Source organism: Alkalihalobacterium chitinilyticum (assembly GCF_029028005.1).
GTDB lineage: Bacteria > Bacillota > Bacilli > Bacillales > Bacillaceae_F > Alkalihalobacterium > Alkalihalobacterium chitinilyticum.
Map to the genome: position 1 here is coordinate 231,114 of NZ_JAOTPO010000001.1, position 14,081 is coordinate 245,194.

The following is a 14,081-nucleotide window of genomic DNA, read 5'->3' on the forward strand; positions in this document are numbered from 1 at the left end:
CATTACTTTAATTGTTCTGAAATTCCATACCAAATGCGATAAACTTTATTCGATTGTTTTACTATGTCTTGATAACACCAACCTGCTAAATCACGCCATTGTCGATCTTCCTTTGCAATAGGTACTATTCCCTTGCCAATATCACAGCCGACCAGTACTAACTTTCGACCTGTTCGTAACTGTTCCCATTCCATCCATCGACTTAATAGCTGGTTAAAGTCCTTTCTGCCTTTGCCTTCTTGAAGAAGACGTTTAAAAATCATCTCCATTCCAGTAATGACACATAATTGTCGATTGGGCAGATTATAAAGTTCTTGAATGGTAACGTCTTTTTCATACCCATTATAACAAACAAACTCATCCACATGGTCTATTTTGTAATTTGAATACACCCAGTTTCGTTTGCCATGAAAGGCGCCACCTGTAATAAATTCCACTGTTCTCCCCTCCTCAACCGCTCGATTTCTGTAGTCAGTGTATACCCTTGACCATAGTCAATATTCCATTCCCAGAAGCTCTTTTTTTCAGATGTCATTTGTGAAAGAATAAAGCGAATTGGCCCACCATGACTGACGACAATTATATGCTCCCATTTTTGTTGGATTGCATCGTTTATAATTTTGTTCCAGCTATTTATTATTCGAGATTGAAAGCTTAAATAGGCTTCTCCATTCGGCGGTATAGTATTATTTAGATCATCGAGCCACCTTCTATACAAAGGGTCGTCTTTAATTTCCTCGTAAGTTTTCCCTTCCCAATCTCCAAAGTTTATTTCTCTTAACCTTTTATCTTTGATGATAGGAACGTTAGGGTAAAGGATTTCAGCAGTAGTTACACACCTTGTTAAGTCACTTGAGTAAATAACATTACCGGGGATATATCGATGCTTCTTCTTAAGACCTGAGAGTAATTGCTTACCTCTAGTATTAATAGGAAGATCTGTCCAACCTAAATATCGTTTTTGTTCGTTATAGTCCGTTATGCTATGCCGTAAAAGAGTAACAGCCAAGCGACAAGCCATAGGATCCACTCTCCTCCTTCAACTAATGTTCCTAGAGTATCTCCTGTTATTCCTCCGAACTGTTTATTAAAAAACGAAAAGCTAACTACTAAAATGATAATCGTTGCACCACTCAGTAAAAGAGCAGCTACAAAAAAGGTAGGGAAAAAAAGGTAGATACTGATTAAGAGTAACGGCCCCCATATAAGCAAACTAAACTTAGTCTGTGAGTGTACACTTTGTTGAACTGAGTAAGCCATCCCATCTTTTCGAGCAGGTCTTCCTACTAACAAAGAACTGGTCATCATCCACCGAGAAAGAAATGGGATGATTAAAAAGTAAAACCAATAGTATTCGGTGCTTTCTATTACTTGATAAATAAAAATGTACTTACCTGCTAATAAAAAGAATAAAGAAATGACAGCAAAAGCTCCGACTCTTGAATCTTTCATAATCTCTAGTTTCCGTTCTTGATCCTGTCGTGAAAAAAATCCATCACTCACATCCATCCAACCATCAAGATGAAGTCCTCCCGTTAAGGAAACTATGAGCAATAAAAGAAGAAAGCTGCTAACGGTTGCGGGAAGAACAAGTACATCAATTAATAACATCGAGGTAATCATTACAATGCTGCCTAAAATTAAGCCGATAAAAGGATACAGCGCAACAGACATCGAAGCGGTTTTGGTTGTCCATGCGACTTGTTTTCTAATGGGGATAGTAGTTAATAGTTGTAAGGCTAAGATAAGACCGTCAAGCAGGACAAATTTCCGCTGCTTATCCATTCTCCTTCCAGCCTTCTATCATATTAATGATATATTCCACATCAAGATAGTTTTCTACATGATCAGCTAGATTTTCGTATCCTTTGTCTCTCACTTCTAGCAAATTCACCACTTCTCGTTGTGGTACTCCCCGATTAACACGCAACTTATTAAGCCACGAAGCACGCCATTCATCATTATGGAATAAATGATGAAAATACGTACCAATCACTTTTCCACCATTCATACAAATTCCTTCTGGTCGATCGCATACCGTTAGAAAAGGTTCAGCATTATCTGCTGTCGCCATTGTTCTTCCTAAGTGGATTTCGTAGCCTGAAATTTCTTTTTTACAGTTCCAATGATCAGCTGCTAGTTTTCCTCTCGACCGTATCGTAATTTTCTTCTCATTAAAAAACGTTACTAAAGGAGCAATATCTAGACCGTGCATTTCATTACCTACTTGATTTGTATCCGTGCCCGCTTCATCAATTAAGCGTTCACCAAGCATTTGGTAACCACCGCACAACCCAACGACTGTTCCACCACTTTCAGTATAGTTAACTAATACATGATCAAGGCCATTCTCTTTCAGATACTTTAAGTCATGAAAGGTGCTTTTTGTCCCTGGTATAATAACGGCATCAGGTTGGCCAAACTCACTTTTTTCTTTTACGAAACGTAAATACACGTCACTTTCAGCTGCCAATGGTTCAAGGTCCGTATAGTTTGAAACATAAGGCAAAGCCAAAACAACAATATCCAGACCATGGTCATTTTTCTTTCCCTCTTTAATGAGACTATTATGGATTGAGAGGGAGTCCTCACCTTCAACTGAAATATGATTATAATAAGGAATGACTCCTACAACTTTAACTCCTGTATATTCTTCAAGCCATGAAACACCGTCCGTAAATAAACTAATATCGCCTCGGAACTTATTTATAATAATTCCTTGAACGCGCTTTCTATCTTCTTCAGATAAAAGTTGAAGCGTGCCAACCACACTTGCGAATACACCGCCTCTTTCAATATCAGCAATTAAAATGACGGGTACATCTGCTAATTCGGCTACCTTCATATTAACAAGCTCACGATCATTAAGGTTAACTTCAACAGGGCTGCCGGCTCCTTCAATCACTACATATTCATAATTGGCATCAAGCACTGTCAATGCGTGTTTGATCGCTTCAATTCCTTTTGGGTAAAAGTGTTCGCGATAGCTTCTTCCTGAACATGAAGAAAACACCTCACCAAACAAAACCACTTCAGATTCCATCGTGCTGCGCGGCTTTAATAATATTGGGTTCATATAAACACTAGCTTCTGTTTTGGCAGATTCTGCTTGAACTCCTTGGGCTCTTCCAATTTCTTTTCCGTCTATCGTTACATAAGAATTATTAGACATATTTTGTGACTTAAAGGGAGTCACTTTTCTATTCTTACGAGCCAGTATTCGGCACAGTGCAGTAACTAGAACACTTTTGCCAACGTCTGACCCAGTACCTTGGAGCATAATCCCTTTCATCCGACTCCCACATCCTTTTTTAATATCGGAATTCCAGCTTCAACTAAATATGCTTGATTACATAAAGATACAAGTTTTTGATGAACGCTTCCCATTACCTTCATAAAAGCAATTGTACTTACATCGTTCGGGATCATATCTTCAAATAATTCATTTGTTACAACTATAAACGGTATTCCACTTTGTTGAATGTCTACAAAAGTATTTGAAAGACGTTCAAGTAATTGTTTTGAAAAGAAAGGTTCTTTCCACAGCTCTAGTCCCTTGTCAATACTACTAAAAAAATATGTTGTAACCAGCCCCGTCAAGCAATCTAAAATAACTGCATCACCCTTTTTAAAATGAACCATTAACTCATCAATATGAGTACTTGTTTCATGAGTAACATAATTTTTATCCCGAAGTTGCCGTTCTTCAATATGCCTGTTAATCCTTTCATCCATTTCACTATCGCTTCGTTTACTCGTTGCAATATAATGAATAACACCGCTTTTCCCTACTTTGCTTTCTGCCACTTGCAAGGCAAATGTACTCTTACCGCTTCGTACGCCTCCAGTAATAAAAATGATCATTGCTGAGCCCACCTCTCTAACACATTTAACAGCATGTCATTTTCAGCCCGTGTTTTAATCGCTAAACGAATATACTTTCCATCAAGCCCTAAAAAATTATAGGTGTGACGAGGAACGATTCCATTTTCAATCAAATAAATAATGAGCGGTTTTAAATCGTCATTTGATCCCTTAGGTTTTAGTAGATAAAAGTTGACTACAGATGGGGACACTTCATAGCCGAGTTGTGATAAAACATGATACAGCCATTTTCTCTCTGACCTAATAAATGATCTTGTTCGAATGGTGTGCTGTTCATCACTTATACATTCAAGTCCAACTTGTTGTGCAATACCATTAACACTCCAAGGTTGCTGAAATTTTTTAAGTTTATTGACGATCTCACTATTCGAAATCAAATAACCTAATCTAAGCGAGGGGATCGCGTACATTTTCGTTAATGACCTTAATAAAATAACGTTTTGAAAATCTTTTATGTCAGGCAGGATACTTATGTCCGCATCACTAAAATCATAAAAGGCTTCATCAATAATGACAGTTACATCATTTTCATTTGCCCTTTGGATTAACCTTAGTAGAATCGTCTGATCTAGTATTGTTCCCGTAGGATTATTTGGGTGACATAAAAACATCGCATCAACTTCTGTCATTGCTTCAAACAGACCTTCAACATTGGCATGCCAGTTGTCATATTGAAAGAGTTGAAACCTGATAACCTCACATTCGTAGGCAAGACAGGCATCTCGGTATTCTGAAAACGTCGGCTCTACGATAAGTATTTTCTTTTTACGGAAATGGTTTGCAATTAATAAAATAAGTTCCGCCGCACCATTACCAATTAATAGCTGGTCAATAGATACGTTATTTTGCAAAGCTATTTTTTCTCGTAATTTAGAGGCATAAGGATCAGGGTAGGTATGAATGGTTTGGCCATACTCCCCCCATTTTTGTAGCACAGCTTTAGGCACACCTAATGGATTTACATTTTCACTAAAGTCAATCGAATCTTCCTTCAATTGTAAACCTAGCGCATTTACAAAGTAATGCGGATTTGCCCCATGATTAGGTAACACCATAATAGAACACCTCCAATCATCCAAAGCGTGAACACAAAAGAAAGAACCGTGTTATGCATAATTTGGATCGCTTGCTTTATATGTAAAGAGGAAATGGGCATCGTTGAAATACCCATTTTTGCCCGGTTAGAGATCATACCCTTATATTGATTTTGTCCACCTAGTTGTATCCCTAGCAAACTAGCAACAGCGGCTTCACCCCAGCCACTATTAGGACTTGGATGTTTTTTCGCATCTTTCCATAGAATTTCAAAGCAGTGCCATTTTTTCTGATTTGCGAAGCTGCCGCTACACAAAATCATAAGTATTCCTGTTAACCTACTCGGAATATAATTTAATACATCATCGAACTTGGCTGAAGCCCATCCAAAATCAATATACTTTTCATTTTTATAACCTACCATTGAATCGCACGTATTGACAGCCCTATAGAGCATCGCAAGTGGTGCTCCACCGATTAATGCAAAGAAAAGAGGCGCAGTTACTCCATCACTTGTATTTTCAGCTACGGTTTCAACAGTTCCACGAATGATCTCAGACTCGGCTAGATTTTCAGTATCTCTTCCCACAATATAAGATAACTTTAAGCGCGCTTGTTGAATATTACCTGTATTAAGCGGGTTTAGCACTTCTTCAGCTGCTTCTTTTAAGCTGCGCTGAGCAATCGCAAATGAAATAATAATCGCTTCTATGATTACACCAATCCAAGGGTGGATAAAGTAGGCTAAGATAACTGGAACAACTGTAGTAATGAATACACTTGAAATAATGATAAGTAAAAAGAAAAATCCCTTTAATTTTTTCCTCTCTCCACCATTTAGCTTACAGTCAAAAAAAGAGATCATCTTCCCTATCCCAACAACAGGGTGTGGAATATTTCGAGGATCTCCTATTATTCGATCAATCACTACAGCTAAGGAAAGTGCAATTAAATGGTACATGACAAAGTTCATTGAACTCTCCTTCTTTCTTTGTTCCTTTGAACGGCCTCATAGGTTGCTTCATACACGCCTCTTGCAATCGTCTTCCCTAATGGTGTAATCGTCCCTGCATAAGGTTGTTCGTTCCCTGTTTGTGAAGCAGCAACCATTATACTGTCGGTAGACGTTCCTGTCGCAAGAGTATTTGTATGCGGATCTTTAATATCTTGATCAAAAAGTGCTTTTGCTTTAGCTTCTGTTGATGTCATCACTGCCTGAACAAAAGCTGCATCTGATAAGTGACCTTCTATGAATATCCACGTATTAATTGTACCAACTGTTTGCAAAACATTCTCTTGCAAATACGCCATTGAAGCATCCACTGCATTTGAAACACCAGCCGTTACAACAACGAAAACAGTAAATTCATCTGTCGAATACGTCTTAAAAGAACCATCTTCTAAAATGGCTGCTGTCATCATTCCGACAGCACCTTCATAGTCAATTCCTAAATTACTCAAATATTGTTTATACTCACTTTCAGCACAATCACAGTCATAGTCTTTGTGAACATGTCGGTTTATAAATGTTGAATTCCAACCAAACCCTGCACCAATGACAGCTGAAGAATAGGTTTTTAACGGCGTTGGACTCGATATATATATATATTCATATTTTCTTTTAATTTTTAAGCGATTTATGAGCGATCGCTCGGTTGACAACCATTGCTTTGGCTGAAGTGTAATAAGTGGACTTGGAACAGATGGGTGTTCTCTTCTCCCCACTTTAGCTTTATACACTTCTTGTAATCTTTTTTCATTCATAACATGCGCTGGACGATCAAGTGCACTAACTTTACCTTCATCTAGAAGTAATAGTCGGTCACAATATAGACTTGCCATATTTAAATCATGTAAGATCGCAATAACGGTTAATCCCTTTTCCCTAGACCACTGTTTCAATGAATCCAGCAGACTCATTTGATACGAGATGTCGAGATGATTTGTAGGTTCGTCAAGAAGCAGTATTTTCGGCTCTTGTGCTAAAGCACGTGCCAGCATGACACGCTGCCTCTCACCTCCGCTTAATGAATGAAGAGGTTTACCTTTAAATTGATATACGCCTGTTAATTTCATTGCCTCATTGACAATTTGCTTGTCATTTTTATTTGCAACTTGAAACCAGCCTTTTTGATGCGGGTAACGCCCTAACTGAACAACCTCTTCAACTGTGTAAGAAAAAGATGTATCTGATTGTTGAGGTAACACAGCCATCTGCCTTGCTAATTCCTTTGAGCCATATGCTAATATATTTTTATCTTCAAGAATGATTTCACCTGATTGTGTAGGTATCAACCCACTAACCATCTTTAATAACGTCGTTTTCCCACTACCGTTTGGACCAAGGATTCCAAAGATTTCTCCTTTAGAAACAGAGAATGAAACGTTCTTTATTATATTGACATTACCATATCCACCGCAAATGTCATTCACTTGTAACATCATGTTCACTCCCATCCATACAGATTATAATCTATGACGTTGTCTAATTAAGATGATTGCAAATACTGGGCCACCGATGAGAGCTGTTATGACTCCAATAGGCAATTCGGTTGGAGCAATTAATGTACGAGCTACTAAATCAGTAAGCACAAGAAAACCTCCACCGATTAAAACAGACAGCGGTAAGAGATGACGATGATCGGGTCCCCAAATTAACCTTGTTAAATGAGGAATGACTAAACCGACAAAACCTATCGCCCCAGATACTGCTACAGCAGATCCCGTTAACAAAGCCGCTCCAAATAAAATCATCAGTTTACGAGCTTGAATATTAACACCGAGATGCTTAGCTGTTTCTTCTCCGAAAGCTAATGCATTTAATTCTTTAGCATTAAAAAGTAAGATCAAAAATCCTGCGAAGAAAAACGGAGCAATTAAATAAACATAGCTCCAACCTCTCATCGAGACACTTCCCATTAACCAACCAATGATTTGTCTTAACTCTTCACCTGTTAAAGCTATCATTAATGAAATTAGCGAGCCTAGAAAAGAACTCAAAATAATTCCTACTAAAATAACCGTATGAGCTGCCATCGAACGATTAAGTGCTCTAGCGAAAAAAATCACTAAAAATAATGTAATAAATCCAGATAGAATACTAATAACCGGTAAGGTAAATGCTCCTAATACTGGTATACTAATACCAAAAAACAAAACAGCAACAGCACCAACTGCCGATCCAGAGGATACTCCAAGTGTATAAGGGTCAGCTAATGGATTTTTTAAAAAACCTTGAAAGGCACCCCCCGCTAATGCAAGGGCCCCTCCAACAAACATGGCTAATAGAACGCGTGGAAACCTTATTTCCATTACAATATTTGCTAGCATCGGGTCTACTTCTGCTGCTATAGGTAGCCCGATCCATTCTTTTCCTATAACTGTTATAACTTCAAGAAATGATATGGGAACGCTACCAAGAGCAATGCCTAAAACAACCGAAGCCAATAAAAAGGTAAAACAAATTATATAAGCAAGTACGATATTAGTTTTCGAAAACATCTGGGTAAATAAGTTTTGCAAGTTTTTCGACCCCTTCAATTAAACGAGGACCTGGACGTTCTACAATATTAGCTTCAATATTATAGACTCTTTCGTTTTTAACAGCTTCTACTTCAGTCCAAGCTGTACGTGCTAATACGTCTTCGACTGCATTTTCCATACCTTCAACATGACCATAAGTTGTAATGATCACATCTGGATTTAGAACAACAGCATCTTCTTCCGTAAACATAGGCCAACCTTCTTGATCTCCAGCAGCGTTTGTAGCATTAATCATCTCTAGCATTTCATGCATAAACGTACCTTTTCCTGTTGTATACATATCAGGAGCCGGCCAAATTTCTACCCAAACAGTAGCTTGATCAGCCTCTTCAATTTCACTTGCTTTTGTTTGTATTTCATTAATTCTATCTTGCATTGATGTAATAACATTATTAGCCTCTTCTAACTTGCCAACTGCATTTCCAACCATTTCAATAGAATCATATAATTGCGCAAATGAAGAAGCGTTATTTACTACAAGTACTTGGACGCCCGCATTACGAATTTGATCTAAACCTTCTGCGTTGTTCATTTCATTCGCTAGTACTAAATCTGGGTTCGCAGCGATAATTTTTTCAACATTAAATTCCATTCCGCCAATTGTATCAATATCTTTTACTTCCTCTGGAAAGTCGTCATTATCTGTTACAGCAACGACTCGATCAAATGCTTCTAGTGCATACACAATTTCCGTATTACTAGGAACTAGTGAGATTAATGTTTGTGGCTCTTCTTCAATGACAATCTCAGATCCTGTTGCATCAGTAATTGTTATCGGAAAAGCTGCTGCTTCTCCACTACCTGTCGTTTGCTCTTCTGTTTCTTCCGTCGGTACTTCTTCTGTTTGCGGTTCTTCTTGGTTATCTGTGCCACATGCTGTTAATAAACCAACAATAAGTAATGAAGTAACTAACCACATATACCATTTTTTCAATTTCTCCAACCCCTTTTAATTTTATATATTTTTGTGTATCCGATGAAAGAATTGGCAGGAGGGAAAAGTATGTAAAAAAATAAAGCTCCCCTTCAAAGGAGAGCTTCGGTTTCAGCTTAATAGATCACCTAGTAACACTTGGATGCTAAAAACATTCCATTATGTGTCGTTCTCATTAGAACAAAGGATACTCTTTTTCAAAAGTCAGATCTTATCACACTGCTTACCTTTTCCGCGAAGGTTACACAATACTCTAAGGCAGGTCTCCTGACTCGTACAATGATCCCTCTTTACCTTCCCATCATATATGACAGTGGTATATTAAAGAGTATTCGTACTTACAGTGGCGCGACCGTGTTGGAATTTCACCAACTTCCCTTTTCACACTCATTTGAGTGACCTTAAAGCTAACTAACTATTCAATTCATTAAGATACGACTTAATTATACAAAATATTCGATATCTCGTCTATAGAAAGTTAAACACTTGTTTCTAATTTAACTTTTTTTGCAAACTCTCTGCCAAAATCTTTGCACGTTTCTTCTTCACCGTCCGGGCCTAATTCTATTTTAAGTCCCGGCTGAACAATTTGACCTTTTCTTTCATCAATCATCGCTTCTAATAAATCTACAGCACCACAAAAGATATCATATGCTGTATCCCCAGAACCAAAGACAGCAAAGTGTTTATCAGTAAAATCCAGCCCAGCCATTTCATCATACAAGTCTAAAAATTCATCAGGAAGTTCGCCATCTCCCCATGTATAAGCACCTAAAATTATGGCATCAAATGCATTTAATTGGTCAGGGTCACAATCTACAACATCTAATTTCGTTACGTTCATATTTTCCTCTTGCAAACCTTCTTCAATTAAATCGGCAATCGCTTCTGTATTTCCTGACATACTAGCATAAACAAGTAAAACCTCACTCATTTTTAAAATTCCCCTTTCAAACTATTAATGTAAGACTAATTCATTGTTACTTTTAATCGTTCCAGTTAAATCATAAGCTTGCATTGAATGCTTCAACTCATAATGACCTGTTACAACATAATCTTGTTTATCATTTGCAATTCGCCATCCGTGACCTTTTACGGTATTACAAGGAACAATAATATTATGTTCTAAGTGTATTTGTGAAACAGTTGCAATGTCCTCTTTGTCCTGGGAAGATGTCACAAAAATATATCCATCGTCTTCTGTAACATCTAAAAAGCTTGATTGGCTTTTAATTTGAGTTAAAGCATCCCAAAAATATTCGTTATTATGGCGTTTTGAAAGATAACAAGTTTCAATTCTACCTTTAGATCCTTTGCACGACCCTCCAGCAGCGATCAGCGACTTTCATAAACCGTTAAACTAGAAATCATAAAATCATTTTCTCTTTTAATCCAATACAGTTTTAAACTAGCTAAATCTAGTTTCCAAACCCCTCCATATTTACGATGAATTTTCATACCGATGAATAAGGAATGTCCAGACAAACATAATGAACGAATAGCTGGAGAATTATTTCCTAGCTTCTCAAATGGAGAAATCGAGCTCCAAGTCACCCCGAAGTCATAAGAAAAATATAAAGAATTGTTCCCATGAGTTATGACAAGTCCTTTAGAGCTAGCAACTACGCTCCAAATTGTTGCAGAAGTCGGTAAAAACTTATGACTCCATGTTAACCCGCCATCACTGCTTCTAATAAAAACTCCTCTTTCACCAACTCCATATAGTAGTGAACCAACTTTAATGAGCTTTACTATTCGAAATGGAAATAAAAATTGACTTGTTAACTGATGTCCTTTCATACGAAAAATGCCTTCTCTTCCGACTGCAACTATGTATTCTCCATTTTCAATTTTACAAACAGCAGTAGCTCCACGGACTGTAGTTTCCATCATGTTCACTCGCAATTCCTCCAACGGTATTAATAATGAAAATCATTTTCAATGATATAATAGTTGGAAATGATTTTCATTGTCAATAGTAAATATATAAAAAAAGAGAAGTCATTTCGACTTCTCTTTTGCTGAAATTTGTTTCTTATGAAACAAGATTATTCGTTGGTATTCCATTTATTCTTCTATTTTTCGAGGAATTTGAAAGGTGAATGTCGTACCTTCATTAATTTTACTATGAACCGAGATTTCACCGCCATGGGCTTCAACAATATTTCTAGCGATAGCGAGGCCAAGCCCAGTTCCAGAACGACCCCGAGTTCTTGCTTTATCAGCTTTGTAAAACCGCTCAAAAACAAACGGTAAATCTTCTTCAGGTATTCCTGAACCACTATCTTCGATATCGAACCGTAAGTAGTTTTCAAGTTGCTGAACTTTTAATTGCACAGTGCCGCCTTTATCTGTATGGCGAATTGCATTATGGATCAAGTTCGTTAACACTTGTTCAACACGGTCAGGATCAAGATGGGCAGGTGTGAGGTTCTCATCAATATGGGCTGTTAAAGTAATACCTTGTTCTTTCGCCAGCCCTTGGAACTTTCGATTAATCTTTTCAGATAGCTCTATTACATCTACAACTTGAAGCTGTAACTCAATATGACCTGCTTCCATCCGGGCTAAGTCGAGTAGTTCATTGACGAGTCTGCCCATTCTGAGCGATTCATCATAAATAATTTGCGCAATTTCCTTTTTCTCTTCATCGGTCTGAGCAATGTCATCAATGATTGCTTCACTATACCCTTGTAACATAGAAATAGGGGTTCTAAGCTCATGAGATACATTTGCAATAAAGTCTTTACGTAGCTTATCTAATCGCCTCTCTTCAGTGATATCACGAATGACTGCGACTGCACCGCGCACGAACGTTTTATCGTAGAGTGGGGAAAGAATAATCGCCCAACTCCTGCCTTGTATATCAATTTCCATTGCTTGTTCTTTTTCAATTGCCACGACTTGCTGAAATAACTTTTTAATCGCTTTTGGTAAATCATCGTCTTTGCCGTCTAAACCTTGATCGTAATACCAAGCTTGCAAGAAACGTTCAGCTGGTGGATTCGTAACAACGATCTTCCCTTTGCGATCAATTGTAATAACGCCATCGGCCATACTGCTTAAAATTCTAGATAACTGTTCTTTTTCTTGACTTAAAGCCATTAAATTCCGATTTAACTCGCGCCCCATTCGATTAAAAGCTATTGCCAGTTGGCCAATTTCATCATTTGTTAAGATCGGTACTTTTGTATCAAATTTACCTTCGGCAACTTCCATCGATGCTTGTCTCATTTTTCGAAGAGGAGCTGTTATTCGTGACGATAAGAAGAACGCAAAAATCGTCGTTAATACTATTGCAATACCTGCAGAAAAATAAATGATTCTTTTCGTTTCACCGGTTGTTTCTTCTAATGCAGATAGAGATTGATACAAGAATACAGCACCTGCCACGTCTACCATTTGAACTGGACGACCGACGATCATGACTTCTGTATGAACTTCTTCACCATTTTCATAAAAAGGAAAGTCCCCTTGGCTGACAACTTGTTCGCCCTGTTCAAAAACTTGTGAAAGAATAGGATCTTCAAAAAAAGTCGCAATAGGTAAATCAACATTGACTGTATCATTAGAAGAATACCAGTAATCATCACCTTGGATAATGACTACTTTTGTCTCATAAGACTCTGCAATTTTTGATATTGTTGATAGTGCGGTCTCTTCATTTTCATATTCTTCAATAATCGTTGCTACCATCTTTGCATGATTCATAAGCTGAGATTCAGCTTCAATAACATGAAATTTCTCGAAGTATTGAAGAAGCATGACCATTAATATAGACAATAAAACAGATACTAATAGCAGGATCGTAAACCAAAGCTTACCTACAACACTCCGCCAAAGCATTACCCTTTCACTGCCTCGAATTTATAACCAACGCCCCAGACCGTTGATATCATACTCGCAGCATCTGGAGACACCCGATTTAACTTTTCACGTAATCGTTTCACATGAGTATCTACAGTTCTTAGATCACCGAAGAAGTCGTAATTCCACACATCTTTTAATAATTGTTCCCGAGAGAATACTTTATCAGGCGATAATGCTAAATAATGAAGTAATTCATACTCTTTAGGCGTTAAGTTAATTTCTGTACCTTCTACTGTTACACGGTGTGCATCATTATCAATCGTCAAATGCGGGAAAACAAGAATATCTTTTGACCCTGTATTCGTTTGTAAGAATTTAGTTGAAGAAGATCGACGTAACAGAGCTTTCACTCGTAAAACAACCTCACGCGGACTGAAAGGTTTAACAATATAGTCATCCGTTCCCACTTCAAAGCCTTGTACACGGTTTGCCTCTTCACCTTTTGCTGTAAGCATAATAATTGGTGTCGCTTTTGTTTTACGTAACTCCTGACAAACTTCAATTCCATCTATACCAGGCATCATAATATCAAGCAAAATTAAATCGTAATCTTCTTTTAATGCCATTTCTAATGCTATCTCGCCATTTTCAGCATCTTCTACTTCATAGTTTTCTCTCTCTAAGTACATCTTTAATAGTCGACGAATACGCTCCTCGTCATCTACTACTAAAATCTTAGCCTCTTGTTCCATCATCTTTACCTCCCAAATATAAACAAATAGTACATAAAATGTGTGCTACGACATAATACTCTTTATTTTACCACGTTTCAACAATAATCAAAACGATACAATGATGAGGCTGACTCAAAAAT

Annotated in this window: 15 protein-coding genes and 1 riboswitch; all 15 genes read right to left on the minus strand. The window is 37.6% G+C overall.

All coding sequences use genetic code 11. The features are described from left to right. Nucleotides 1-2: 2 nt before the first annotated feature. On the minus strand, nt 3-437 hold the full coding sequence (locus N7Z68_RS01150; protein ID WP_275116617.1) for a bifunctional adenosylcobinamide kinase/adenosylcobinamide-phosphate guanylyltransferase: 435 nt from the start codon (nt 435-437) through the stop codon (nt 3-5). Beyond that, nucleotides 371-1,021 (minus strand): histidine phosphatase family protein, encoded by a 651-nt coding sequence (locus N7Z68_RS01155; protein WP_275116618.1) that lies wholly within the window; start codon nt 1,019-1,021, stop codon nt 371-373. The genes N7Z68_RS01150 and N7Z68_RS01155 overlap by 67 nt, the downstream gene beginning before the upstream one ends. Next, nucleotides 979-1,785 (minus strand): adenosylcobinamide-GDP ribazoletransferase, encoded by an 807-nt coding sequence (cobS, locus tag N7Z68_RS01160; protein ID WP_275116619.1) that lies wholly within the window; start codon nt 1,783-1,785, stop codon nt 979-981. Before cobS ends, N7Z68_RS01155 begins: the two co-directional genes overlap by 43 nt. Then, on the minus strand, nt 1,778-3,292 hold the full coding sequence (locus N7Z68_RS01165; protein WP_275116620.1) for a cobyric acid synthase: 1,515 nt from the start codon (nt 3,290-3,292) through the stop codon (nt 1,778-1,780). The genes cobS and N7Z68_RS01165 overlap by 8 nt, the downstream gene beginning before the upstream one ends. Then, entirely contained in the window at nt 3,289-3,864 is a 576-nt protein-coding gene (locus N7Z68_RS01170; RefSeq protein ID WP_275116621.1) for a bifunctional adenosylcobinamide kinase/adenosylcobinamide-phosphate guanylyltransferase, read from the minus strand. The genes N7Z68_RS01165 and N7Z68_RS01170 overlap by 4 nt, the downstream gene beginning before the upstream one ends. Next, complete coding sequence (gene cobD, locus N7Z68_RS01175; protein ID WP_275116622.1) at nt 3,861-4,940, minus strand: threonine-phosphate decarboxylase CobD; 1,080 nt, start codon at nt 4,938-4,940, stop codon at nt 3,861-3,863. Before cobD ends, N7Z68_RS01170 begins: the two co-directional genes overlap by 4 nt. Next, nucleotides 4,898-5,893, minus strand: a complete 996-nt coding sequence (gene cbiB / locus N7Z68_RS01180; protein WP_275116623.1) for an adenosylcobinamide-phosphate synthase CbiB — start codon at nt 5,891-5,893, stop codon at nt 4,898-4,900. The genes cobD and cbiB overlap by 43 nt, the downstream gene beginning before the upstream one ends. Continuing rightward, complete coding sequence (locus N7Z68_RS01185; RefSeq protein WP_308447202.1) at nt 5,890-7,365, minus strand: heme ABC transporter ATP-binding protein; 1,476 nt, start codon at nt 7,363-7,365, stop codon at nt 5,890-5,892. The genes cbiB and N7Z68_RS01185 overlap by 4 nt, the downstream gene beginning before the upstream one ends. A gap of 21 nt (nt 7,366-7,386) precedes the next feature. Further along, nucleotides 7,387-8,442 (minus strand): FecCD family ABC transporter permease, encoded by a 1,056-nt coding sequence (locus N7Z68_RS01190; protein ID WP_373323087.1) that lies wholly within the window; start codon nt 8,440-8,442, stop codon nt 7,387-7,389. Further along, nucleotides 8,405-9,397 (minus strand): ABC transporter substrate-binding protein, encoded by a 993-nt coding sequence (locus N7Z68_RS01195; protein ID WP_275116624.1) that lies wholly within the window; start codon nt 9,395-9,397, stop codon nt 8,405-8,407. The genes N7Z68_RS01190 and N7Z68_RS01195 overlap by 38 nt, the downstream gene beginning before the upstream one ends. Nucleotides 9,398-9,637: 240 nt before the next feature. Continuing rightward, nucleotides 9,638-9,816, minus strand: a riboswitch (cobalamin riboswitch). Between the two features lie 59 nt (nt 9,817-9,875). After that, nucleotides 9,876-10,331, minus strand: a complete 456-nt coding sequence (locus tag N7Z68_RS01200) for a flavodoxin (protein ID WP_275116625.1) — start codon at nt 10,329-10,331, stop codon at nt 9,876-9,878. 24 nt (nt 10,332-10,355) lie between these two features. After that, the gene (locus N7Z68_RS01205) at nt 10,356-10,577 is read right to left on the minus strand and encodes a hypothetical protein (RefSeq protein ID WP_275116626.1); all 222 of its coding nucleotides are present in this window, start codon (nt 10,575-10,577) and stop codon (nt 10,356-10,358) included. A 155-nt stretch (nt 10,578-10,732) separates the two neighbouring features. Continuing rightward, the gene (locus N7Z68_RS01210; protein ID WP_275116627.1) at nt 10,733-11,296 is read right to left on the minus strand and encodes a WD40/YVTN/BNR-like repeat-containing protein; all 564 of its coding nucleotides are present in this window, start codon (nt 11,294-11,296) and stop codon (nt 10,733-10,735) included. Between the two features lie 168 nt (nt 11,297-11,464). Continuing rightward, the gene (locus N7Z68_RS01215; protein ID WP_275116628.1) at nt 11,465-13,243 is read right to left on the minus strand and encodes an ATP-binding protein; all 1,779 of its coding nucleotides are present in this window, start codon (nt 13,241-13,243) and stop codon (nt 11,465-11,467) included. Beyond that, nucleotides 13,243-13,959 (minus strand): response regulator transcription factor, encoded by a 717-nt coding sequence (locus N7Z68_RS01220; RefSeq protein ID WP_275116913.1) that lies wholly within the window; start codon nt 13,957-13,959, stop codon nt 13,243-13,245. Before N7Z68_RS01220 ends, N7Z68_RS01215 begins: the two co-directional genes overlap by 1 nt. Nucleotides 13,960-14,081 lie beyond the last annotated feature (122 nt).

What these genes read in the sequence shown, in the direction of transcription:
- cobS (WP_275116619.1), bottom strand. Translation starts at nt 1,785, where the DNA reads ATGGATAAGCAGCGGAAATTTGTCCTGCTTGACGGTCTTATCTTAGCC.
- N7Z68_RS01215 (WP_275116628.1), bottom strand. Translation starts at nt 13,243, where the DNA reads ATGCTTTGGCGGAGTGTTGTAGGTAAGCTTTGGTTTACGATCCTGCTA.
- cobD (WP_275116622.1), bottom strand. Translation starts at nt 4,940, where the DNA reads ATGGTGTTACCTAATCATGGGGCAAATCCGCATTACTTTGTAAATGCG.
- cbiB (WP_275116623.1), bottom strand. Translation starts at nt 5,893, where the DNA reads ATGAACTTTGTCATGTACCATTTAATTGCACTTTCCTTAGCTGTAGTG.
- N7Z68_RS01170 (WP_275116621.1), bottom strand. Translation starts at nt 3,864, where the DNA reads ATGATCATTTTTATTACTGGAGGCGTACGAAGCGGTAAGAGTACATTT.
- N7Z68_RS01155 (WP_275116618.1), bottom strand. Translation starts at nt 1,021, where the DNA reads ATGGCTTGTCGCTTGGCTGTTACTCTTTTACGGCATAGCATAACGGAC.
- N7Z68_RS01200 (WP_275116625.1), bottom strand. Translation starts at nt 10,331, where the DNA reads ATGAGTGAGGTTTTACTTGTTTATGCTAGTATGTCAGGAAATACAGAA.
- N7Z68_RS01220 (WP_275116913.1), bottom strand. Translation starts at nt 13,959, where the DNA reads ATGGAACAAGAGGCTAAGATTTTAGTAGTAGATGACGAGGAGCGTATT.
- N7Z68_RS01185 (WP_308447202.1), bottom strand. Translation starts at nt 7,365, where the DNA reads ATGATGTTACAAGTGAATGACATTTGCGGTGGATATGGTAATGTCAAT.
- N7Z68_RS01165 (WP_275116620.1), bottom strand. Translation starts at nt 3,292, where the DNA reads ATGAAAGGGATTATGCTCCAAGGTACTGGGTCAGACGTTGGCAAAAGT.